The sequence below is a fragment of the Pseudomonas sp. NPDC089392 genome (assembly GCF_044749595.1).
Lineage (GTDB): Bacteria > Pseudomonadota > Gammaproteobacteria > Pseudomonadales > Pseudomonadaceae > Aquipseudomonas.
In genome coordinates this window covers 1-22,834 of the sequence record NZ_JBIVIF010000067.1, presented here as the reverse complement: position 1 = coordinate 22,834, position 22,834 = coordinate 1, and the positions used below count along the sequence as shown (strand labels likewise).

Here is a 22,834-nt window from a genome sequence, read left to right as displayed (position 1 = left end):
GTGAGTAATCACGCTGTGTGCGTTTTACACCTTGCTCCATCTGACTCTCCGGAAATTCGGGATGGGAGGTGTAAACCTTATTCAGGACGGGACACCAGGCACAAAAAAGCCCGCTGATGCGGGCTTTTTTTGTGCCTGTAGAAATCAGTAGCCGCTGAGGATGTTGACGATGACACCGCTGGCAATATTCACCAGCACATAGTCCCCATTCACATACAACCAGCGGTGATCATGCGGCGGCGCATACAGGTGGCGCGCTTTCCAATCGGTCACCCAGTAACGGTCGCCACGGTAATGCGGGTCAACCGCATGCCCACGCTGCCACTGCTGATGGGGTACCGGCATGCCTTGTTGCGGGCGGAAGTTCGGGTCTCGGTACGCCGGCCCGCGGCCATTGTCATGTCGGCCTTGTTGCTGTGGCTGACCATGCGGCGGGTTGCCCTGGTGCGATGGGCCGCCATCATGCCGGTCAGGTGGGCCCGGCTGCGCGAAGCTGGCCAGAGGTGCGCTGAGCATCAGCGCGGCGCAGATCACGGTTAGGGTTTTCTTCATTTAATGCGGTCCTCTGCATGTTAACGCCCGGCTGGAACTTTCAGGTACCGGGTACGGTTAACCAATCAGACCATGGTTTTTGCCGTTTAATGTAAGGACAGAGGTAAAGGTCCGGTAAAGGTATACGAGAGTCTCCAGGCTTTCGCCATCCATGTGGGAGCGGGTTCATCGATGCGTCGAACCGCCGCGAACACCGGCGAAGCCGGTGCCATGCACCGCGTCAAATTCTTCGCGGGTAAACCCGCTCCCACAGGTGTTGCGCTCTATTCGGGATCTGCGCTGTACCTGTGGGGTTTTGCCGGCGATAGGGCCGGCACGGACAACGCGTTAATTCAGACCAAGCGCCTTCAAGCGGCGATACAACGTACGCTCACTCATGCCAAGGTGGCTGGCCAGTTCGCTACGCGAACCCTTGAACTGTTCAAGAGCCTGCGCCAACTCCCCCAAATCATTACGCCGGCCGCCTGACTTCACCACCGAAGATGGCCCAATGTCTTCCGGCAAATGTTCCGGCCGAATCACCCCGTCATCGGCAAACAAGCGCGCCCGCTCCAGAATGTTGCGCAGCTCGCGAATGTTGCCCGGGAACGGATGCAACCCAAGCCGTTGCAAGGCATCGTCGCTCAAGCTGGGCGTCGGCTTGCCAGCCATGCGCTGTAGCAGGCTTTGCGCAAGTAGCGGCAGGTCCTCTACCCGCTCGCGCAACGCTGGCAGACGAATCGGAAAACCGCTGATGCGGTAGTACAAGTCTTCACGGAAGCTGCCATCGGTAACCATCTGCCTCAGCGGTTTGTGCGTTGCCGACACCAGGCGAAAATCGGAATGCACCGTACGCAGGCTGCCCACCGGACGGAAACTGCCGGACTCGATCAAACGCAGCAGCTTTACCTGCATCGCCAGCGGCACTTCGCCAATTTCATCGAGGAACAGCGTGCCGCCATGGGCTGCTTCAGCGAGGCCGATCTTGCGTTGGTTGGCACCGGTGAACGCGCCCTTCTCGTAACCGAACAACTCGCTCTCGAACAGCGACTCGGTCAGGCCGGTGCAGTCGACCACCACCAGCGGCCCGGAGGCCCTGGGGCTACCCATGTGCAGTGCGCGGGCGAACAGTTCCTTGCCAGTGCCCGACTCACCCTGCAGCAACACCGGGATCTGTGCTGGCGCAGCGCGTTGCAGGCAGGCCAGCGCAGCCTTGAAGGCTGGCGCTCGGCCAACCAGGCCCTGCTCCTGGGGCTGCGCCGAAGCGAGGGTGATGGTGGTCAGTCGTTCGACAAAGGCCACCACCCTGCCCTGTTCGTCCAAGATCGGCCGCAGCTCGACATCCACATGCTCGGGACCACGTGGCGTGTGATGAATGTGCAACACCCGCTCCGGTACCTTGCTGTGCCATGCCTTGCGCATCGGGCAATGCTCGCCAGCCTGGTCGCACGGTACGGCGTAGTGGTGCGAGACCTTATGGCACTTCTCGCCCAGCGGCGCCTGGTCATGCTGGCCGAACTGGCGGCGATAGGCCGCGTTGGCAGCCAGGATGTTGTAGTCGGTGTCCAGCACGATGGTCGGCAGGGCATCGTGCTCAAGGTAAGAAACCAGAGCTAGGATGAGGGGATGGGCTTCAGGCATGACGGCACCGTTTGGATGACCGGCGCAGGGTAACAAGGACTGCCAAACACTGCCATTGGCTGACAGTCGACTGCCAGCCATGCTGCCAATGTCGCCGACGGCTGTCAGCAACGGGCCGGTTTCATTGGGCCATGCGCAGGAAAAAGCCTGGCATGCATCTTGATAAACCTCCTGTCACTGCCTACGCCTGTACAAGGCGCGGTGGATAAATTGGAGAACGCGATGATCATCGGCAACAACCTTCACGTGGACGCCTTTTTCGACAAGGCGACCTCGACCATCAGCTACCTGGTCATGGACCGTGAAACCCGACAATGCGCATTGATCGACAGCGTACTGGATTACGACCCCAAATCCGGGCGTACCTGCAGTGCTTCGGCAGATCGCCTGATCGAGCGCGTGGCCGAGCTGAATGCCAGTGTGCGCTGGGTACTGGAAACCCATGTGCACGCCGACCACCTTTCGGCCGCGGCCTACCTGAAGGAAAAGCTCGGCGGCCATACCGCTATCGGCGCGCACATCACCCAGGTGCAGAAAGTGTTCGGAGCTCTGTTCAATGCCGAGCCTGGCTTTGCCCGCGACGGCAGCCAGTTCGACGTGCTGTTGGAGGACGAGGAAGGTTTCCGCATTGGCAACTTGCATGCCCGTGCACTTCACACCCCGGGGCATACGCCCGCTTGCATGAGCTACATGATCGAGGACGCCGGCGAGATCGCAGTGTTCGTTGGCGACACCCTGTTCATGCCCGACTACGGCACCGCCCGCTGTGACTTCCCTGGCGCTGACGCCCGCACCTTGTACCGTTCGATCCGCCGCCTGCTGGCCTTCCCCGACCAGACCCGGCTGTTCATGTGCCACGACTACCTGCCTGGTGGGCGGGAGATGCAGTACGTCACCACCGTGGCCGAGCAGCGCGCCAGCAACATCCACATCCACCAGGGTATCGATGAGGACAGCTTCGTTACCATGCGCGAAGCCCGCGACAAGACCCTCGACATGCCCGTGCTGATCCTGCCTTCGGTGCAGGTGAACATGCGCAGCGGCCAACTGCCCGCGCCTGAGGAAAACGGCGTCAGTTACCTGAAGATCCCGCTGAACAAGCTGTAAGCGCCCTGCCCCATAACCAGATTTCCAGGATTTACCGCCATGCCTGCCTTGTTGTCCCCTGCCAATAGCGACCACCACAAAGTGGTCATCGTCGGTGCCGGTGCCGCTGGTATCGCCACCGCCTCCAGCCTGATCAGCCGTGACCCGTCGCTGGACGTGACCTTGATCGACCCCGCCGAAGTGCATTACTACCAGCCCGGCTGGACCATGGTCGGTGCCGGTGTGTTCAAGGCACCGAGCACAGCCCGCACCATGGCTTCGACCATCCCGCGCGGTGTGCGCTGGCACAAGGCACGGGTGCAGGGTTTCGACCCGCTGGGCCAGTTGGTCCTCCTCGAAGACGGCCGCGCCATCAGTTATGAACAACTGGTCGTCTGCCCCGGGCTCAAGCTGGACTGGGCAGCCATCGCTGGGCTCAGCGAAACGCTGGGCCGCAATGGCGTCACCTCCAACTATCGCTACGACCTGGCCCCTTACACCTGGGAGCTGGTACAGAAACTCAAGCAAGGCCGCGCCGTGTTCAGCCAACCGCCCATGCCAATCAAGTGCGCTGGCGCACCGCAAAAGGCGCTGTACCTGTCTTGCGACCACTGGCTGCGGCAAGGCCATATGGGGGCGGTGAAGGCCAGCTTTTTCAATGCTGGCGCTGTGTTGTTCGGTGTGGCGGACTACGTCCCCGCGCTGATGAAGTACATCGACAAGTACGCCGTGGACCTCAATTTCTCTCACCGCCTGGTAGCTGTAGACGGCCCGAACAAGCGCGCGACCTTCGTGCGAACCTTGCCCGATGGCAGCAGCGACACCCACATCAAGGCCTTCGATATGCTTCATGTGGTACCCCCACAAGTAGCGCCGGACTTCATTCGCGAAAGCCCATTGGCCGACAGCGCCGGCTGGGTCGATGTCGACCCGCATACCCTGCGCCATCGCAAATACACCAACGTGCATGCCTTGGGTGACGTAGCCAATACCAGCAATGCCAAGACCGCTGCGGCTGCTCGCAAGCAGGCGCCGGTGGTGGCCAACAACGTGCTCGTGGCACTGGGCAGGTTGCCTACCCTGGCCCAGTACGATGGCTATGGCTCGTGCCCACTTACTGTCGAGCGCGGCAAGATCGTACTGGCCGAGTTCACTTATGGCGGCAAGCTGGCACCGAGCTTTCCCAACTGGATACTGGATGGCCGCAAGCCCACGCGCCTGGCCTGGCTGCTCAAGGCGCAAGCCCTGCCACCGTTGTACTGGCAAGGCATGCTCAAGGGTCGCGAGTGGCTGGCACGTCCGCAGCTGGTGACTGAGGGTGGGCAGTGATCGAACATCAATTACTGGGGGCGGGCCTGGGCGCAATTATCGGCGCCGTACTGGCGCTGACCGGAGCCGGTGGCGGCATTCTTGCGGTGCCCTTGCTGGTGTTCGGCCTTGGGCTGTCGATGGTCGAGGCAGCACCGGTCGGCTTGCTGGCCGTAGGTATGGCGGCGGCGGTTGGCGCCGTGCTGGGGCTGCGCCAAGGCCTGGTGCGCTACCGCGCTGCATTGTTTATCGCGCTGAACGGTGTGGCGGCGGCACCCTTCGGGTTGATGCTGGCGCACCGCCTGCCGAACACACCCTTGCAGTTGGTGTTCGCCGGGGTGCTGGTCTACGCCTGCCTGCGCATCTGGCGCAAGGCGGCTAAAGAACTGCGCGGCAAAGCCAATGATGCCCACCGGTTTATCGAGCCGTGTGTGCTGAACCCGTTGCAGGGCCGCTTGCGCTGGACCCTGCCCTGCGCGCGTGCCCTGGCATTTACCGGAGCGTTGTCCGGGTTGCTGTCGGGCCTGCTCGGCGTGGGCGGAGGGTTCGTCATCATTCCGGCCCTGAACCGCTACACCAACCTGCGCATGGCCAGCATCGTCTCCACCTCGCTGGCGGTGATCGCCCTGGTATCCACCGGCAGTGTGGTCAGCGCCAGCCTGGCGGGAGTCATGCACTGGCAGGTCGGCGCTCCGTTCGCTATCGGTGCGGTACTCGGCTTGCTGCTGGCGCGGCCATTGGCGGCCAAGCTGGCCGGGCCGCGCTTGCAGCAGATGTTTGCCGTTGCAGGTTGGGCTGCTGCTGTGCTGCTGGCCGGTAAAGCGCTACTGGGCTAGCAGTTCGCTCTGCTCCGCCGCGCACAGCGCCAGCAGGTAGTCCCACACCACCCGCAGGCGCACTGACTTGTGCAGTTCGCGGCGGGTGCAGATCCAGTAGCTGCGCTGGATGGTTTCGCCAGGCAGCACACGCACCAGCGTCGGGTCGTGGCGGGCCATGTAGTTGGGCAGCACGGCGATGCCCAGGCCGGCGCGGGCGGCGGCCTGCTGGGCGATCACGCTGGTGCTGCGGAACACCACATTGGGTGCCCGGCAGAAGCTGTTGAGAAACAGCAGTTCCTGGCTGAACAACAAGTCGTCGACGTAGCCGATCCAGCTGTGCCGGGCAAGGTCTTCGCGGTTGCGCAATGGTGGCGCCCGGTCCAGGTAATCCTGGCTGGCGTACAAGGCCAGGCGATAGTCGGTGAGCTTGCGGGTGATCAGCAGGTCGGCGTTGGGCCGTTCCAGGTGGATGCTGATCTCCGCCTCGCGGTTGAGGATACTGACAAAGCGTGGCACCGCCACCAGTTCCACCTCCAGGCCGGGGTAGCGCTCGAACAGCGCGTTCATGCGCGGGGTGAAGAACATGATGCCGATGCCTTCGGTCACCCCAGGCGAATCTTGCCCAGCGGCGTGATGGCCTGGGTGATTTCTTCCTGCGCCAGCAGGGCGACGTTCTCCATGGCTTCGGCATGCTTGAGCAGGGCCTGGCCCGAGGGGGTCAGTTCGTAGCCCTGGGCATGCTGCACGAACAGCGCGGTGCCCAGGCTCTGCTCGATGCTCTCGATGTGCCGGGCCACGGTGCTGTGGGTGGTGTTGAGGCGCTTGGCCGCGGTAAGCAGGCGGCCGCTGCGCTGCAACTCAAGGAAAAACCGCAGATCGTTCCAGTCGAACATGCTGATCCTTTTTGGCAGTTCGTTCCGGCCTCTTCGCGGGCACGCCCGCTCCCACAGGTACAGCGAAACCCTGTGGGAGCGGGCGTGCCCGCGAAGGGGCCAGCACAGGCTTACCACTGTGCTAAAACGCACAACGGCTGCGCGAAATCTCGTGTTTCCCCCACGAAATTACTCACTAAGATGGATCGGGACAAGAATAATAATCAGGCCCGAGGTTGCACATGCCATCAGCCGATTCTGTCTTCGATTACGTGGTCGTAGGGGCCGGTCCCGCCGGGTGCCTGCTGGCCAATCGTTTGTCCGCCGACCCTGCCTGCCGCGTGCTGCTGCTGGAAGCGGGCGGCCGCGACAACTATCCCTGGATCCACATCCCAGTCGGTTACCTCTACTGCATCGGCAACCCACGCACCGACTGGTGCTTCAAGACCGAGGCTCAGCCCGGCCTGGGTGGCCGCGCGCTGGGTTATCCACGGGGCAAGGTGCTCGGTGGCTGTTCCTCGATCAACGGCATGATCTACATGCGCGGCCAGGCCGCCGACTACGACCATTGGGCCGAACAAGGCAACGAAGGCTGGGCCTGGAAAGACGTGCTGCCACTGTTCAAGGCCAGTGAAAACCACTTTGCCGGTGCCAGCGAGCACCATGGTGGTGATGGCGAATGGCGGGTCGAGCGCCAGCGCTACAGTTGGCCGATCCTCGATGCCTTCCGCGATGCCGCCGAGCAAAGCGGCATCGGTAAGGTCGATGACTTCAACGCTGGCGACAACCAAGGCTGTGGATATTTTCAGGTCAACCAGCGCAGCGGTGTGCGCTGGAACGCTTCAAAAGCTTTCCTGCGGCCTATCAAGGACCGCGCCAACCTCACCGTGTTGACTGGCGTGCAGGTTGACCAGGTACTGCTCAACAACACCCGCGCACGGGCGGTGAAGGCGTTCTGGCAAGGCGCCTGGCATGAGTTTGCGGCGCGCCGCGAGATCGTTCTCTGTGCTGGTGCCGTCGGTTCGCCCGGCATCCTGCAGCGCTCCGGTATCGGCCCGCGCCAGCTACTGGAAAGCTTGGGCATTGGCGTTCGCCACGATATGCCCGGCGTCGGTGGCAACTTGCAGGACCACCTGCAACTGCGGCTGATCTATCAGATTCGCAACACCCGTACCTTGAACCAGATGGCCAACAGCCTATGGGGCAAGATGGGCATGGGCCTGCGCTACCTCTACGATCGCAGTGGCCCGCTGGCCATGGCACCGAGCCAGCTGGGCGCGTTCATGCGTTCAAGCCCGGAACAGCCCACCGCCAACCTGCAGTACCACGTGCAGCCTCTGTCACTGGAGCGCTTCGGTGAGCCGTTGCATCAGTTCCCGGCCTTCACTGCCTCCGTGTGCAACCTGCGCCCAGCCAGCCGCGGGCGAATCGATATTCGCGGCAGCGACATGAACAGCACACCGCTGATCGACCCCAACTACCTCAGCGACCCTAAGGACCTGCGCGTCGCCGCCGATGCCATCCGCCTCACCCGGCGCATCGTCCAGGCCCCTGCCCTGGCCGCGTTCGAGCCCAAGGAATACCTGCCGGGCGCGTCCCTGCAAACCGAGCAAGAGCTGTTCGAAGCTGCCGGCAAGATCGGCACCACCATCTTCCACCCGGTCGGCACCTGCCGGATGGGCAATGGCGCCCTGGACGTTGTGGATAACCAGCTGCGCGTGCATGGCATCCCAGGCCTGCGCGTGGCCGATGCCTCGATCATGCCGCAGATCACCTCCGGCAATACCTGTTCCCCCACCCTGATGATCGCCGAGAAGGCGGCGCAACTTATCCTCAAAGGAGCTGCTACCCAGACCTACTTGAACGAAGACGCGTTACCGACCCCCTGACCCGGGTGCGTGCAGTAGCGGCAGCTTGCGGTCGAAAGCTGCCGACAGTGGAACAACAAGAATAATCACTGTGGCCTACGGGCCGAGGACAGCAACGATGTCGGATTACATCCAAGAGCAGGGTGCGGCGGCCAGCAGCTCCAGCCGTCGTGAAGAACGCAAGATCATTTTCGCGTCATCCCTCGGGACGGTTTTCGAGTGGTATGACTTTTTTCTCTATGGCGCGCTGGCAGCGGTCATCAGCAAGCAGTTCTTTGCGGGTGTGAACGACACCACCGCCTTCATCTTCGCCCTCATGGCCTTTGCCGCCGGCTTCCTGGTGCGGCCTTTCGGCGCGCTGGTGTTCGGCCGCTTGGGCGACATGATCGGGCGCAAATACACCTTCCTGGTCACCATCGTGCTGATGGGCCTGTCCACCTTCGCCGTGGGGCTGTTACCCACCTATGCCAGCATCGGCATCGCCGCACCGATCATCCTGGTGATCCTGCGCATGCTGCAGGGGCTGGCGCTGGGCGGTGAATACGGCGGTGCGGCTACTTATGTGGCCGAGCATGCGCCGCATGGCAAGCGTGGCTTCCACACCGGTTTCATCCAGTCCACCGCCACCCTCGGCCTGTTGCTGTCGCTACTGGTGGTGCTGGGTAGCCGCTACATCAGTGGTGACCAATTCGAAACCTGGGGCTGGCGCTTGCCGTTCCTGCTGTCGATCGTGCTGCTGGCCATCTCCACCTGGATCCGTATGAGCATGCACGAGTCGCCGGCTTTCGTGAAAATGAAGGCCCAGGGCAAGGTCAGCAAGTCGCCGATCCGCGAGTCGTTTACCTCCTGGCCAAACCTGAAAGTGGTGCTGACTGCCCTGTTCAGTATCAACGCCGGGCAAGCCGTGACCTTCTACACGGCGCAGTTCTACGTGCTGTTCTTCATGACCCAGATGCTTAAGATGGACCCGGCCCAGGCCAACACCCTGCTGATCATCAGTGTGGTGATCGGTGCGCCGTTCTTCGTGTTTTTCGGCTGGTTGTCGGACCGTATCGGCCGCAAGCCGATCCTGATGCTCGGCCTGCTGCTGGCAACGGTGCTGTACTTCCCGCTGTTCAAGGCGCTGAGCCACTACGCCAACCCACAAATCGATGCCGCCAGCCGCCAGGCGCCAATCGTGGTTACCGCCGATCCGCAAAGCTGCACCTTCCAGTTCGACCCGGTCGGCAAGGCACGTTTCGACAGCCCGTGCGACAAGGTCAAGACGTTCCTGGTCAAGCAGGGCCTGCCATACAGCTCGGTGAACGTGGCGGGCAGTGATGTGGTGGTCAACATTGGCAACAAGACCATCAACGGCTTCGACGAAGCGGCCATGCGTACGGCAGTGGAACAGGCCGGCTACCCGGCCAAGGCCGACCCGGCGCAGGTCAACCAGGTGATGGTGGTGGTACTGATCGTGGCGATGATCCTGATCGCGACCATGACCTATGGCCCGCTGGCGGCAGTGATGGTCGAACTGTTCCCGACCCGCATTCGCTATACCTCGATGTCGTTGCCTTACCACATTGGCAACGGCTGGTTTGGTGGCTTCCTGCCGACGGTGTCGTTCGCGCTGGTTGTGTACACCGGGGATATCTTCTACGGGCTGTGGTACCCGGTGCTGGTGACCGGGGTTAGCCTGGTGGTGGGGATCTTCTGCCTGAAAGAAACCAAGGATGTGGATATCGACAAGATCTAAAAGGCTGGCGCGGACCCCTGTAGGAGCGGCCTGGCGTCGCGATCGGGCCGCACAGCGGCCCCAGGATTTCTGCCTTGATGCACAAATTGCCGGGGCCGCTGTGCGGCCCGATCGCGACACAAGGCCGCTCCTACACAAAGCGATCCGTGCTTGCATGGAGCCATAAAAAAACCGGCTGTAAAAGCCGGCTTTTTTATGCCCCGAAAAAACTTATGCACGCTTTTCAGAAAAATGTCATACAAAGAAATAAACAGCTAATTCAATCACTTAGCGATCACTTCAAGCATTTCATCGAAAAACTGCTCACAAGTTATCCACAGATGCTCAGGCCATCTGTTCCTGGGGTTTTTCCTGTGCTGGCGGCAGCGAACCCATGGCCCGCTGGGTCGCTTCGTTCCACGCCTGAGCGCGGTCGTTGAGTTCGGCGATGGCACGTGGCCCGGTGCCGTTGGCGTACATCGGCTCACCAATCACCACCTCGATGGTGCCGGCGCGCTTGCCCCAACCATTCTTCGGCCAGAACTTGCCAGCGTTGTGGGCAATCGGCAGTACCGGCAGCCCGGCATTCACAGCCAGCGCTGTACCGCCGCGGGAGAACTTGCCGATGGTGCCGAACGGCACGCGGGTGCCTTCCGGGAAGATCAGCACCCAAGTCTTCTGCTTGAGCAGCTCATCACCCTTGCTCGCCACCTGGCGCAGCGCTTCCTTGGGGTTGTCGCGGTTGATCGCGATCGGCCGCAGCATGGCCATGGCCCAACCGAAGAACGGCACGTACAGCAGCTCGCGCTTGAGCACCTGGCTCAACGGCGAGAAGTACTGGGACAGGAAAAAGGTTTCCCAGGTGCTCTGGTGGTTGGACAGAATCACGCAAGGCTCAGCCGGCACGTTCTCGGCGCCAGTGATCTTGTAGTCGATACCCAGGATGGTGCGCACCAGGAACAGCGCGCAGCGGCACCAGTACACGTTGATGAACTTGTAGCGCTTGGGGAACGACAAAAACGGCGCGACGAAGAAGCTCAGCGAGCACCACAGCAGTGAACTGGTGCCCAGCAGCAGGTAAAAAAGAAAGATTCTGATCGCCTGCAGGATCGACATAGTGGCTTGTACCATTGCGGGGCATGCCCGCCTGAGAAAAGTGCGCCCGTAGGCGCACTGTTTAAATTAGTTCTCTGGCGATAGCTGCCAGATCGTCGAAAATCAGTGTAGTTTCCGGGACGCCTTTTTCCAGGGTCCGCTCGCCCTTGCCGGTTTTCACCAACACGGGTTGTGCACCGACGGCCAGGGCGGCCTCCAGGTCACCTTTGCTGTCGCCGACGAACCAGGTGCCTTCAAGGTCGACCTGGTAATGCTCGGCAATCGCCCGCAGCATGCCAGGCTTGGGCTTGCGGCAATCGCAGCCTTCGTCCGGCCCATGCGGGCAATACACGATGTGGCCCACCTCGCCGCCCTGCTCGGCCACCAGCTCGCGCAGGCGCACGTGCATGGCCTCGAGGGTTGCCAGCGGGTAGTAGCCACGGGCAATGCCGGACTGGTTGGTGGCCACGGCCACCGTCCAACCGGCTTTGCTCAACTGCGCGATCGCTTCGACCGAGCCAGGGATCGGAATCCACTCGTCCAGCGTCTTGATGTAGGCGTCGGAGTCGTAGTTGATCACCCCGTCACGGTCGAGAATCAGCAGTTTCAAGGCTTACCCCAGCAGCGAAATGTCGGCCACGCCCAGGAACAGGCCGCGCAGGCGGCTGAGCAGGGCATAACGGTTGGCACGTACCTTGGCGTCTTCGGCGTTGACCATCACCGCCTCGAAGAAGGCGTCGACCGGATCACGCAGGGCCGCCAGGCGGGCCAGCGATTCGCTGTACTGGCGTGCAGCTGCCATCGGTTGCACGGCCTGGTCGGCCTGCTGGATGGCCGAGTACAGGGAGAACTCGTTGGCGTTGTCGAAATACTTCGGTTCGACGTGCTCGGCGATGGCGCCTTCGGCCTTGCTTAGCAGGTTCGACACGCGCTTGTTCACCGCAGCCAGGGCCTCGGCTTCCGGCAGCTTGCGGAAGGCCTGCACGGCCTGTACGCGCTGGTCGAAGTCCAGGGCGGAGCCCGGCTGCAGCGCACGTACCGACAGGTAGGTGGCCACGTCGATGCCTTCGTCTTCGTAGCGCGCACGCAGGCGGTCGAAGATGAACTCCAGAACCTGCTCGGACAACCCGGCAGCCTTGACCTTGGCACCGAACTGCTTGACCGCGAACTCGACCGCACCGGTCAGGTTCAGGTCCAGCTGCTTCTCGATCAGGATCCGCAGCACGCCCAGGGCGGCACGGCGCAAGGCGTACGGGTCTTTGCTGCCGGTAGGCAGCATACCGATGCCGAAGATGCCGACCAGGGTGTCGAGCTTGTCGGCGATGGCCACGGCAGCACCGGTGAGGGTCTGCGGCAGCTCGGCGCCAGCACCGCGCGGCATGTACTGCTCGTTCAGGGCCAGGGCGACGTCTTCCGGCTCACCGTCGTTGAGCGCGTAGTAGTAACCGGCAACACCCTGCATTTCAGGGAACTCGCCGACCATCTCGGTGGCCAGGTCGCACTTCGACAGCAGGCCGGCACGGCCAGCGCGCTGGGCGTCGCCGCCGATCAGCGGGGCGATGAAGGCGGCCAGTTTGGAAACGCGTTCGGCCTTGTCGTACACAGTGCCCAGCTGAGCCTGGAACACCACGTTCTTCAGGCGCTCGTTGAAGGTTTCCAGCGGCTGCTTCTTGTCCTGCTTGAAGAAGAACTCGGCGTCGGTCAGGCGTGGGCGCACGACCTTCTCGTTGCCTTGCACGATCTGCTTCGGGTCACGGCTTTCGACGTTGGCCACGGTGATGAAGCGCGGCAGCAGCTTGCCTTCGCTGTCCAGCAGGCAGAAGTACTTCTGGTTGTCCTGCATGGTGGTGATCAGGGCTTCCTGCGGCACTTCGAGGAAACGCTCCTCGAACGAGCACACCAGTGGCACCGGCCACTCGACCAGCGCGGTCACTTCGTCCAGCAGCGCCGGCGGCACGATAGCCGTGCCTTCCTGCTGCATGGCCAGCTCGGCGGTACGCTTGCTGATCAGCTCGCGGCGCTCGGGGAAGTCGGCCAGCACGTAGGCTTTGCGCAGGTCTTCGACATAGTTGGCCGGGGTAGTGATGAGCACGTTTTCCGGGTGGTGGAAGCGGTGGCCACGGGATTCACGGCCGGCTTTCTGCGACAGGATGGTGCAGTCGACCACCTGGTCGCCCAGCAGCATCACCAGCCACTGGGTGGGGCGCACGAACTCTTCACGGCTGGCCGCCCAGCGCATGCGCTTGGGGATCGGCAGGTCGTTCAGCGAATCTTCGACGATGGTCGGCAGCAGGCCGGCGGTGGCCTTGCCCGGAATGTGTTGGGAGAAACGCAGCTTGGGGCCGCTCTGGTCGATTTCGGCCAGCTCTACACCGCACTTCTTGGCGAAGCCCAGCGCTGCCTGGGTCGGCTCGCCGTCTTTGAAAGCAGCCTGCAGGGGTGGCCCGTCGATGTTGATGCTGCGGTCAGGCTGCTGCACGTCCAGCTGGCGGATCAGCACGGCCAGGCGACGCGGCGCGGCGTATACCTGCTTGCCGGTGTAGTTCAGGCCAGCGGCCTGCAGGCCTTTCTCGATGCCGGCCAGGAAGGCGTCGCCGAGGCTGGCGAGGGCTTTGGGTGGCAGCTCTTCGGTGCCCAGTTCTACCAGGAAATCTTGAGCACTCATTGTGCAGCCTCCAGCTTAGCCAACACTTCGTCACGCAGTTCAGGGGTGGCCATCGGGAAGCCCAGGCGTGCGCGGGCTTGCAGATAGCTTTGTGCCACGTCCCGGGCCAGGGTACGTACGCGCAGGATGTAACGCTGGCGCTCGGTTACCGAGATGGCGCGGCGGGCATCCAGCAGGTTGAAGGTGTGCGAGGCCTTCAGGACCATTTCGTAGGTCGGCAGCGGCAGGTCCAGCTTGATCAGGCGGTTGGCTTCGCTTTCGTAGAAGTCGAACAGTTCGAACAGCTTCTCGACATTGGCGTGTTCGAAGTTGTAGGTCGACTGCTCCACCTCGTTCTGGTGGAACACGTCACCGTAGGTGACCTTGCCGAATGGGCCGTCGGCCCACACCAGGTCGTACACCGAGTCGACGCCCTGGATGTACATGGCCAGGCGCTCCAGGCCGTAAGTGATTTCACCGGTGACCGGGTAGCACTCGATACCGCCTACCTGCTGGAAGTATGTGAACTGGGTGACTTCCATGCCGTTCAGCCAGATTTCCCAGCCCAGGCCCCAGGCGCCGAGGGTCGGCGATTCCCAGTTGTCTTCGACAAAGCGAATGTCGTGGACCAGCGGGTCCAGGCCGATGGCTTTCAGCGAGCCGAGGTACAGCTCCTGGAAGTTGGCCGGGTTCGGCTTGAGCACTACCTGGAACTGGTAGTAGTGCTGCAGGCGGTTGGGGTTTTCGCCATACCGCCCGTCGGCAGGGCGACGGCTAGGCTGCACGTAGGCGGCGTTCCAGGTCTCTGGACCCACGGCGCGCAGGAATGTAGCGGTGTGGAAAGTGCCGGCGCCTACTTCCATATCGTAGGGCTGAAGCACCACACAACCTTGAGCTGCCCAGTAGTTTTGCAGGGCGAGGATCAGGTCTTGGAAGGTACGCACGGCTGGCGTAGGCTGGCTCACGAAATTCACCTGTATCTGGGGATGCGGATGTAAAGAGCGGGAGTATAACCTGATTCGCCTCGCCCTCTACTCATTGGAGCCTTATGCCACGCTGCTTTTGGTGTACCGACGATCCGTTGTACCAGGCCTACCATGACCAGGAATGGGGAACGCCGCAGCGTGACCCGGCGTTGCTGTTCGAGATGCTTTTGCTCGAAGGGTTCCAGGCGGGGCTTTCGTGGATCACCGTTTTGCGCAAACGCGAGCGTTATCGCGAGGTAATGCACGGCTTCGACCCGGTGAAACTGGCGGCCATAAGCGACGAACGCATCGAAGAACTGATGCAGGATGCCGGCATCATCCGCAACCGCCTCAAGCTCAAGGCTGCCCGGCGCAACGCGCAGGCCTGGCTGGCTGTGGATAACCCCGCCGAGTGGCTATGGTCGTTCGTTGGTGGTGCGCCGAAGGTCAACCACTTCACCGGCCGCAGCGACGTGCCGGCGGTGACCGATGAAGCCAAGGCCATGAGCAAGGCCCTGCAGAAAGCCGGCTTCACCTTTGTCGGCCCGACCATCTGCTACGCCTTCATGCAGGCCACCGGCATGGTCATGGACCACACCACCGATTGCGATCGCTACGCCGCCTTGTTGCGCTGAGGGGTTACAATGCGCGCCTTGCTGAAATAAGGAATTCGCCTGTGGAAAAGTTCAAGGGCGCCCTGATGGTCGGGGTGCTGCGTCTGTTTGCCAAGCTGCCCTGGGGCGCTGTGCAGCGTGTCGGCGCCGGTATCGGCTGGCTGATGTGGAAGATTCCCAACGGTTCGCGCAACGTGGTGCGGATCAACCTGGCCAAATGTTTCCCCGAAATGGACCCGGTTGCCCGTGAGCAACTGGTAGGTCAGGCCCTGCGGGATATCGGCAAATCCTTCGTCGAAAGCGCCTGTGCCTGGATCTGGCCGCCGCAGCGTTCGCTGGAGCTGGTCAAGGAAGTGCACGGCCTGGAAGTGCTGGAGCAGGCCTTGGCCTCGGGCAAGGGCGTGGTCGGCATCACCAGCCACCTGGGCAACTGGGAAGTGCTGAACCACTTCTACTGCAACCAGTGCAAACCGATCATCTTCTACCGCCCGCCGAAGCTCAAGGCGGTGGATGACCTGCTGCGCGAGCAGCGCGTGCAGATGGGCAACCGCGTGGCGCCTTCGACCAAGGAAGGCATCCTGAGCGTGATCAAGGAAGTGCGCCGGGGTGGCCAGGTAGGTATTCCGGCCGACCCGGAGCCGGCCGAGTCGGCAGGTGTGTTCGTGCCGTTCCTCGGCACCCAGGCGCTGACCAGCAAGTTCGTGCCGAACATGCTGGCGGGTGGCAAGGCGGTGGGGGTGTTCCTGCATGCACTGCGGCTGCCGGATGGCTCGGGCTTCAAGGTGTTCCTGGAAGCTGCGCCGGAAGAGATGTACAGCACCGACGTGAACGTGTCGGCGGCGGCGATGAGCAAGGTGGTCGAGCGTTATGTGCGCGAGTACCCGAGCCAGTACATGTGGAGCATGAAGCGCTTCAAGAAGCGCCCGGCCGGCGAGCCGCGCTGGTATTAAGCCTTTCACCATGCCTTGTAGGAGCGGGTTTACCCGCGAATGCGTCGGTTGATCCAGCATCGCATTCGCGGGTGAACCCGCTCCTACATGGACCGGGTCAGCCCAAGGCCTTGTTGAGCTTCTTCAGAAACACGGTCATCTCTTTCTCGGCCTGCTTGTCACCATGGGCCTGGGCCGCCACGATCCCGTCCTCCCAGGCCTTGCGCGCCGCCTCCAGGTCACCCTGCAACTGATACGCCTTGCCCAGCAGCTTCCAAGCCGCCGAATACTTCGGGTCCTGCTCCACGCAGCGCGCCAGGTGCACCGCCGCTTCAGCACCATTCCCCTCATCCAGCCAGGCCTTGCCCAGCCCGAACCGCAGCAACGGGTTATCCACACCCTTGGCCAGCATCTTTTCCAGCGACTCGCGCATGCCCTCTTCTCCTAGAAGAAACTCAAGCCGACGTGGAACAGCTTCTCCACATCGCGAATATGCTTTTTATCCACAACGAACAGGATCACATGGTCACCCGATTCGATCATGGTGTCGTCGTGGGCAATCATCACCTCTTCGTCACGGATGATCGCGCCAATGGTGGTGCCCGGTGGCAGGGCGATGTCTTCGATGGCCTTGCCGACCACCTTGCTCGACTTCGAATCGCCATGTGCCACCGCCTCGATCGCTTCAGCTGCACCACGGCGCAGCGAATGCACACTGACAATATCGCCTCGGCGCACGTGCGCCAGCAGGGTGCCGATGGTGGCCAGCTGCGGGCTGATGGCAATGTCGATATCGCCACCCTGCACCAGGTCGACGTAGGCCGGGTTGTTGATGATGGTCATCACCTTGCCCGCGCCCAGGCGCTTGGCCAGCAACGACGACATGATGTTGGCTTCGTCGTCGTTGGTCAGCGCCAGGAAAATATCGGCGTCGGCGATGTTCTCTTCGAGCATCAGGTCCTTGTCCGAGGCGCTGCCCTGCAGCACCACGGTGCTTTCGAGGGTATCGGAGAGGTGCCGGCAGCGGGCCGGACTCATCTCGATGATCTTCACCTGGTAGCGGCTTTCGATGGCTTCGGCCAGGCGTTCGCCGATCTGCCCGCCACCGGCGATGACAATGCGTTTATTGGTCTCGTCGATGCGGCGCAGTTCGCCCATCACGGCGCGAATGTCCTTCTTCGCGGCAATGAAGAATACTTCGTCATCGGCTTCGATCACCGTGTCGCCACGTGGGGTGATCGGCCGGTCGCGGCGGAAGATGGCCGCCACGCGGGTGTCGACGTTGGGCATGTGCGCGCGGATCTGGCGCAGTTGCTGGCCGACCAGCGGGCCGCCGTAGTAGGCCTTTACCGCTACCAGCTGGGCCTTGCCTTCGGCAAAGTCGATCACCTGCAGCGAGCCTGGGTGTTCGATCAGCCGCTTGATGTAGTTGGTCACCACCTGCTCGGGGCTGATCAGCACGTCCACCGGGATATGGTCGTTGTCGAACAGCTCTTCGCGGGTCAGGTAGGCCGACTCGCGCACCCGGGCAATTTTGGTCGGGGTGTGGAACAGCGAATAGGCCACCTGGCAGGCTACCATGTTGGTCTCGTCGCTGTTGGTCACCGCCACCAGCATGTCGGCGTCGTCGGCGCCGGCCTGGCGCAGCACCGTGGGCAGCGAGCCGCGGCCCTGCACGGTGCGGATGTCCAGGCGGTCACCGAGGTCGCGCAGGCGTTCGCCGTCGGTGTCGACCACGGTGATGTCGTTGGCTTCGCTCGCCAGGTGCTCCGCCAGCGTACCGCCTACCTGCCCTGCGCCGAGGATGATGATCTTCATCCGCTACTCCCTACCCTTTGTTCTTATCCGCGCGAAGCGGCGATCTTGATCAGCTTGGCATAGTAGAAGCCGTCGTGGCCGCCTTCCTGGGCCAGCAACTGGCGACCATGGGGCTGGCGCAGGCCGGCTTCGGTGGCCAGGTCCAGCTCACGGGCGCCCGGGGTGCGGGCGAGGAAGGCATCGATCACTTCGGTGTTCTCGGTCGGCAGGCTGGAGCAGGTGGCGTACAGCAGCATGCCGCCCACTTCCAGGGTCGGCCACAGAGCATCGAGCAGCTCGCCTTGCAGCGTGGCCAGGGCCGGGATGTCGTCGGCCTGGCGGGTCAGCTTGATGTCCGGGTGGCGGCGGATCACGCCAGTGGCCGAGCACGGCGCATCGAGCAGGATGCGCTGGAACGGCTTGCCGTCCCACCAGTTGGCGGTGTCGCGGGCATCGCAGGCGATCAGCTCGGCGTCCAGCTGCAGGCGGTCGAGGTTTTCGCGCACACGGGTCAGGCGCTTGGCTTCGAGATCGATGGCCGTCATGTGGGCCAAGCCCGGTTCGGCTTCAAGCAAGTGGCAGGTTTTGCCGCCCGGCGCACAGCAGGCGTCGAGTACGCGCTGGCCGGGGGCCAGCTCCAGCAGGTCGGCGGACAGTTGCGCGGCTTCGTCCTGCACGCTCACCCAGCCTTCGGCAAAGCCCGGCAGGCCGCGCACGTCGCAGGCTTCGGCCAGCACGATGCCGTCACGGCTGTACTGGCAGGCGCTGGCGCCAACGCCTGCTTCGGTCAGCAGTGCCAGGTAGGCATCGCGGCTGTGGTGGCGGCGGTTGACCCGCAAAATCATCGGCGGGTGGGCATTGTTGGCGGCACAGATGGCTTCCCACTGTTCCGGCCAGAAGGCCTTCAAAGACTTTTGCAGCCAGCGCGGGTGGGCGGTGCGCACCACCGGGTCGCGCTCCATGCCGGCCAGCAGCTCTTCGCCTTCGCGCTGGGCGCGGCGCAGCACGGCATTGAGCAGGCCCTTGGCCCACGGCTTTTTCAGCTTGTCCGCACAGCCGACGGTTTCGCCGATGGCGGCGTGGGCCGGAATGCGGGTGTAGAACAGCTGGTACAGGCCGACCAGCAGCAGTGCCTGCACATCGGCATCGGCAGCCTTGAACGGCTTTTGCAGCAGCTGTGCGGCCAGCAGGTCGAGGCGTGGTTGCCAGCGGGCGGTGCCGAACGCCAGGTCCTGGGTCAGGCCACGGTCGCGTTCATCGACCTTGTCCAGCTGGGCTGGCAGGGAACTGTTCAGCGAGGCCTTGCCACTGAGTACAGCGGCAAGGGCACGGGCGGCGGCGAGGCGTGGGTTCATTGGCCCAGCACCTTGCCGGCGGCGAACTTCTCGCGGCGGCTGTTGAACAGGTCGCTGAAGTTCAGCGCCTTGCCACCGGGTAGCTGCAGGCGGGTCAGGCTCAGTGCCTGGTCACCGCAGGCAACCACCAGGCCGTCCTTCCTTGCAGAGAGGATCTCGCCTGGGGCGCCCTTGCCTGTGGACAAGTTGGCGGCCAGCACCTTCACGCTTTCGCCATCCAGGGTGCTGTGGCACACCGGCCATGGATTGAAGGCACGGATCAGGCGCTCCAGCTCGACGGCCGGGCGGCTCCAGTCGATGCGCGCTTCGTCCTTGTTCAGCTTGTGTGCATAAGTGGCCAGGGCATCGTCCTGTACCTCGCCTTGCAGCGAACCGTCGGCCAGGCCGGCGATGGCCTGCACTACCGCGGGCGGGCCCATCTCGGCCAGGCGGTCGTGCAGGCTGCCGCCGGTGTCGTCAGCGCTGATCGGGGTGATCACTTTGAGCAGCATCGGGCCAGTGTCCAGGCCAGCTTCCATGCGCATCACGGTCACGCCGCTCTCGGCGTCGCCGGCTTCCACGGCGCGCTGGATTGGCGCCGCACCGCGCCAGCGCGGCAGCAGCGAGGCGTGGCTGTTGATGCAGCCCAGACGCGGGATATCCAGCACGACTTGCGGCAGGATCAGGCCATAGGCGACCACCACCATCAGGTCCGGCTTCAGCGCAGCGAGCTCGGCCTGTGCCTCGGCGTTTCGCAGGGTTTGCGGCTGGAACACCGGGATGTCATTGGCCACCGCCAGTGCCTTGACCGCACTCGGCATCAGCTTTTGACCACGGCCGGCAGGGCGATCGGGTTGGGTGTAGACGGCCACGATCTCGTACGGGCTGTCGAGCAGGGCCTTGAGGTGTTCGGCGGCAAACTCTGGGGTGCCTGCAAAGACGATGCGCATGGAGTTCTCGCTTCAAAAAAGAAAAAGGCTTGCCGGAGCAAGCCTTCTGGAAGGTGGGGATCAGGCTTGCTGGCGGTGCTGCTTTTCCAGCTTCTTCTTGATCCGGTCGCGCTTGAGCTGCGACAGGTAGTCGACGAACAGCTTGCCGTTGAGGTGATCGAATTCGTGCTGTACGCACACGGCCAGCAGGCCCTCGCATTCCAGCTCGTACGGCTTGCCGTCGCGGTCCTGGGCCTTGACGCGGACACGCAGCGGACGGTCGACGTTCTCGTAGAAGCCCGGTACCGACAGGCAGCCTTCCTGGTACTGGCCCATGTCGTGGGTCAGCTCTTCGACCGTGGGGTTGATGAAGACCCGCGGCTCGCTACGGTCTTCGCTGAGGTCCATGACCACAACCTGCTTGTGCACGTTGACCTGGGTGGCGGCCAGGCCGATGCCAGGGGCTTCGTACATGGTTTCAAACATGTCGTCGATCAGCTGACGCAGGGCGTCGTCGAACACCGTCACCGGCTTGGCGATGGTGCGCAGGCGCGGGTCCGGGAATTCGAGAATGTTCAAGATGGCCATAAGGTCAGGCAGTCACTGTGCGTTCGGTTGAAAACTGAGCACACATAATAAAGGGAAACGGGGATTTCGGCACCTGGCAAGCTCGTCTAGGGTGTCTATGGGCTTGATAGCCCCCAATCAATGGACAGCTTTTCAAAGTGTTACCCACAAAGTTATCCACAGTTTGTGCCACGTTGATGGCCCCGTTTTGATCAAGGATGATCGCTATGTCCATGCACCATTCGTCGCCTTGCTCGCCTGCCGAACTGGAGGCGAGGCTGCGGCTGCACCGCCTTCCCGAGACAGGATTGCGACGCTTTCACAACTTGCTCGATGCCTTTGGCAGCGCCTCTTCAGCACTTAGCGCGCCGGGTTCTGCCTGGCGTGCGCTTGGCATTTCCCAGGCCACCATCAATGCCCGGCGCAGCGCTGAGGTACGCGATGGCGCCTTGGCCGCAATGGCCTGGCTAGAGGGCCCCGGCCAGCATTTACTGATGTGGGACGACCCGGATTACCCCGCGCTGCTGGCAGAAATCGACGATGCCCCACCGCTGCTTTTCGTGGCTGGCGACCCGGCACTGCTTGCCCGTCCTCAGCTGGCAATTGTGGGCAGCAGACGTGCTACACCCCCGGCCCTGGATACTGCCGGGGCGTTTTCCCGCTACCTTGCGCAGGCGGGTTTCGTCATCACCAGCGGGCTGGCCGTAGGCATCGACGGTGCCGCTCATCGGGCCGCGTTGCAGGCGGGAGGGGGCACGATTGGTGTGTTGGGTACAGGGTTGCAAAAACTTTATCCACAGCGCCACCGAGAGCTGGCCCAGGCGATGATCGACAGTGGCAGCGCGCTGGTTTCGGAGTACCCGCTGGATGCCGGGCCGCTGCCGGGTAACTTCCCGCGGCGCAATCGGATCATCAGTGGCTTGTCGTTGGGCGTGCTGGTGGTTGAAGCCAGCCTGGCCAGCGGTTCGCTAATCACGGCGCGTTTGGCGGCCGAGCAAGGCCGTGAGGTGTATGCCATACCGGGCTCTATCCACCACCCTGGGTCCAAGGGCTGCCACCAGCTGATTCGTGACGGCGCGCTACTGGTGGAAACCGTGGAGCAGATCATGGAAACCCTGCAGGGCTGGCAGAACCTGCCACCTGCGGTTGCCGACAAATTCGACCATCCCTTGCTTGCCTTGCTACATGCCGCACCACAAACCAGCGAAAGCCTGGCCCACTGCAGCGAGCAGCCGCTGGCCGTAGTGCTGGCACAACTTACCGAGCTTGAGCTGGAAGGCCGGGTCAGCAGTGACGCCGGGCGTTGGTTTGCCCGCGCGGGCTAAGTACACTGCGCATATGCAAGGTATATAGGCGGAGTAACAGCAATGGTGAGCAGTTTTCGTGTGCAACAAGCCGCACGTGAGATCCGGGCGGGTGCAGTGATCGCCTACCCGACGGAAGCGGTCTGGGGCCTGGGCTGCGACCCATGGAACGAGGACGCGGTGTATCGCCTGCTGGCGCTGAAGTCGCGGCCTGTGGATAAAGGGCTGATCCTGATCGCCGACAACATCCGCCAGTTCGACTTTTTGTTCGAGGATTTCCCCGAGGACTGGATCGACCGCATGGGCAGCACCTGGCCGGGGCCGAACACCTGGCTGGTGCCGCACCAGGACCTGTTGCCCGAGTGGGTGACCGGGCAGCATGACACCGTGGCGCTGCGGGTCAGCGACCACCCGGTGGTGCGTGAGCTGTGTGCGTTGGTGGGGCCGTTGATTTCCACCTCGTGTAACCCAGGCGGGCGCCCGGCGGCGAAGACCCGGTTGCGGGTGGAGCAGTACTTCCATGGGCAGCTGGATTTGGTGTTGGGTGGGGCGCTGGGGGGGCGGAAGAATCCGAGTGTGATTCGTAATTTGGCTACTGGTGAGGTTGTGCGGCCGGGCTGAAAGGTATTCTCAGGCTGCCTGGTCATGGGGGCTTAAAGGTGCCTGCCTTGGGATTTTTAGCGCCTATGAGATCGAGCGCCGCCCGCGCGGCGCTTCGCGGGGCAAGCCCTAATGCCAGTCAGTTAAGAAATTGACTTGCTCGCCAAGCCACAATAGAAACGAGCTCTGTTTTTACGAGCTCGGTTCATGTCCCT

20 protein-coding genes and 1 pseudogene are annotated in these 22,834 nt (G+C 62.8%); 9 read left to right on the top strand and 12 right to left on the bottom strand.

What is annotated here, in order from left to right; all coding sequences use genetic code 11:
• Window positions 1-144: 144 nt before the first annotated feature.
• Window positions 145-552 carry an RcnB family protein gene (locus ACIP1G_RS30600; RefSeq protein WP_400744010.1) on the bottom strand — a complete coding sequence of 136 codons (408 nt, stop codon included), beginning with the start codon at window positions 550-552 and terminating at the stop codon, window positions 145-147.
• A gap of 327 nt (window positions 553-879) precedes the next feature.
• Window positions 880-2,172, bottom strand: coding sequence for a sigma-54 interaction domain-containing protein (locus ACIP1G_RS30595; protein WP_400744009.1), 1,293 nt, complete (start codon window positions 2,170-2,172; stop codon window positions 880-882).
• A 222-nt stretch (window positions 2,173-2,394) separates the two neighbouring features.
• Here ACIP1G_RS30595 and ACIP1G_RS30590 point away from each other — a divergent pair, with 222 nt between their 5' ends.
• From ACIP1G_RS30590 to ACIP1G_RS30580, 3 genes are read left to right on the top strand one after another with little or no spacing between them, the layout of a single operon-like run.
• Window positions 2,395-3,279 (top strand): MBL fold metallo-hydrolase, encoded by an 885-nt coding sequence (locus tag ACIP1G_RS30590; protein ID WP_400744008.1) that lies wholly within the window; start codon window positions 2,395-2,397, stop codon window positions 3,277-3,279.
• Between the two features lie 39 nt (window positions 3,280-3,318).
• Window positions 3,319-4,587, top strand: a complete 1,269-nt coding sequence (locus tag ACIP1G_RS30585) for an FAD/NAD(P)-binding oxidoreductase (RefSeq protein WP_400744006.1) — start codon at window positions 3,319-3,321, stop codon at window positions 4,585-4,587.
• A complete protein-coding gene (locus ACIP1G_RS30580) occupies window positions 4,584-5,402 on the top strand; it encodes a sulfite exporter TauE/SafE family protein (RefSeq protein ID WP_400744005.1) in 819 nt (272 codons plus the stop codon). Before ACIP1G_RS30585 ends, ACIP1G_RS30580 begins: the two co-directional genes overlap by 4 nt.
• Here the strand turns inward: ACIP1G_RS30580 and ACIP1G_RS30575 are convergent.
• Window positions 5,391-6,277 (bottom strand): annotated as a pseudogene (locus tag ACIP1G_RS30575) (LysR family transcriptional regulator). The gene ACIP1G_RS30580 and the pseudogene ACIP1G_RS30575 sit on opposite strands and share 12 nt — an antisense overlap.
• 221 nt (window positions 6,278-6,498) lie before the next feature.
• Here ACIP1G_RS30575 and ACIP1G_RS30570 point away from each other — a divergent pair.
• Window positions 6,499-8,145: a GMC family oxidoreductase gene (locus ACIP1G_RS30570; protein ID WP_400744003.1), complete on the top strand. Its 1,647-nt coding sequence runs from the start codon at window positions 6,499-6,501 to the stop codon at window positions 8,143-8,145.
• Window positions 8,146-8,242: 97 nt separating this feature from the next.
• Window positions 8,243-9,862 (top strand): MFS transporter, encoded by a 1,620-nt coding sequence (locus ACIP1G_RS30565; RefSeq protein ID WP_400744001.1) that lies wholly within the window; start codon window positions 8,243-8,245, stop codon window positions 9,860-9,862.
• Between the two features lie 324 nt (window positions 9,863-10,186).
• Here ACIP1G_RS30565 and ACIP1G_RS30560 read toward each other — a convergent pair whose 3' ends face one another.
• The 4 genes from ACIP1G_RS30560 to glyQ are packed head-to-tail and all read right to left on the bottom strand — an operon-like array spanning window position 10,187 to window position 14,545.
• Window positions 10,187-10,972 carry a lysophospholipid acyltransferase family protein gene (locus tag ACIP1G_RS30560; protein ID WP_400743999.1) on the bottom strand — a complete coding sequence of 262 codons (786 nt, stop codon included), beginning with the start codon at window positions 10,970-10,972 and terminating at the stop codon, window positions 10,187-10,189.
• Window positions 10,973-11,018: 46 nt separating this feature from the next.
• Window positions 11,019-11,546 carry a D-glycero-beta-D-manno-heptose 1,7-bisphosphate 7-phosphatase gene (gmhB, locus tag ACIP1G_RS30555; RefSeq protein WP_400743996.1) on the bottom strand — a complete coding sequence of 176 codons (528 nt, stop codon included), beginning with the start codon at window positions 11,544-11,546 and terminating at the stop codon, window positions 11,019-11,021.
• A 3-nt stretch (window positions 11,547-11,549) separates the two neighbouring features.
• Entirely contained in the window at window positions 11,550-13,601 is a 2,052-nt protein-coding gene (glyS, locus tag ACIP1G_RS30550; protein WP_400743993.1) for a glycine--tRNA ligase subunit beta, read from the bottom strand.
• Window positions 13,598-14,545 (bottom strand): glycine--tRNA ligase subunit alpha, encoded by a 948-nt coding sequence (glyQ, locus tag ACIP1G_RS30545; protein WP_012312032.1) that lies wholly within the window; start codon window positions 14,543-14,545, stop codon window positions 13,598-13,600. The genes glyS and glyQ overlap by 4 nt, the downstream gene beginning before the upstream one ends.
• A gap of 83 nt (window positions 14,546-14,628) precedes the next feature.
• Between glyQ and ACIP1G_RS30540 the strand changes: the two genes are divergently transcribed.
• Complete coding sequence (locus ACIP1G_RS30540) at window positions 14,629-15,180, top strand: DNA-3-methyladenine glycosylase I (RefSeq protein WP_400743990.1); 552 nt, start codon at window positions 14,629-14,631, stop codon at window positions 15,178-15,180.
• A 41-nt stretch (window positions 15,181-15,221) separates the two neighbouring features.
• Window positions 15,222-16,109 carry a lysophospholipid acyltransferase gene (locus tag ACIP1G_RS30535; RefSeq protein ID WP_201200344.1) on the top strand — a complete coding sequence of 296 codons (888 nt, stop codon included), beginning with the start codon at window positions 15,222-15,224 and terminating at the stop codon, window positions 16,107-16,109.
• 97 nt (window positions 16,110-16,206) lie between these two features.
• On the opposite strand, the gene ACIP1G_RS30530 is transcribed toward ACIP1G_RS30535, so the two are convergent.
• The 5 genes from ACIP1G_RS30530 to def are packed head-to-tail and all read right to left on the bottom strand — an operon-like array spanning window position 16,207 to window position 20,736.
• Window positions 16,207-16,521, bottom strand: a complete 315-nt coding sequence (locus ACIP1G_RS30530; RefSeq protein WP_400743987.1) for a tetratricopeptide repeat protein — start codon at window positions 16,519-16,521, stop codon at window positions 16,207-16,209.
• A gap of 11 nt (window positions 16,522-16,532) precedes the next feature.
• A complete protein-coding gene (trkA, locus tag ACIP1G_RS30525; RefSeq protein ID WP_284356960.1) occupies window positions 16,533-17,906 on the bottom strand; it encodes a Trk system potassium transporter TrkA in 1,374 nt (457 codons plus the stop codon).
• A 23-nt stretch (window positions 17,907-17,929) separates the two neighbouring features.
• Complete coding sequence (rsmB, locus tag ACIP1G_RS30520; protein WP_400743984.1) at window positions 17,930-19,240, bottom strand: 16S rRNA (cytosine(967)-C(5))-methyltransferase RsmB; 1,311 nt, start codon at window positions 19,238-19,240, stop codon at window positions 17,930-17,932.
• Window positions 19,237-20,169 carry a methionyl-tRNA formyltransferase gene (fmt, locus tag ACIP1G_RS30515; RefSeq protein WP_400743981.1) on the bottom strand — a complete coding sequence of 311 codons (933 nt, stop codon included), beginning with the start codon at window positions 20,167-20,169 and terminating at the stop codon, window positions 19,237-19,239. Before fmt ends, rsmB begins: the two co-directional genes overlap by 4 nt.
• A 60-nt stretch (window positions 20,170-20,229) precedes the next feature.
• The gene (gene def, locus ACIP1G_RS30510; RefSeq protein WP_400743980.1) at window positions 20,230-20,736 is read right to left on the bottom strand and encodes a peptide deformylase; all 507 of its coding nucleotides are present in this window, start codon (window positions 20,734-20,736) and stop codon (window positions 20,230-20,232) included.
• A gap of 206 nt (window positions 20,737-20,942) precedes the next feature.
• On the opposite strand from def, the gene dprA reads away from it, so the two are divergent.
• A complete protein-coding gene (gene dprA / locus ACIP1G_RS30505; RefSeq protein ID WP_400743977.1) occupies window positions 20,943-22,040 on the top strand; it encodes a DNA-processing protein DprA in 1,098 nt (365 codons plus the stop codon).
• 42 nt (window positions 22,041-22,082) lie between these two features.
• The gene (locus ACIP1G_RS30500) at window positions 22,083-22,640 is read left to right on the top strand and encodes an L-threonylcarbamoyladenylate synthase (protein WP_011953122.1); all 558 of its coding nucleotides are present in this window, start codon (window positions 22,083-22,085) and stop codon (window positions 22,638-22,640) included.
• The last annotated feature ends 194 nt before the right edge of the window (window positions 22,641-22,834 follow it).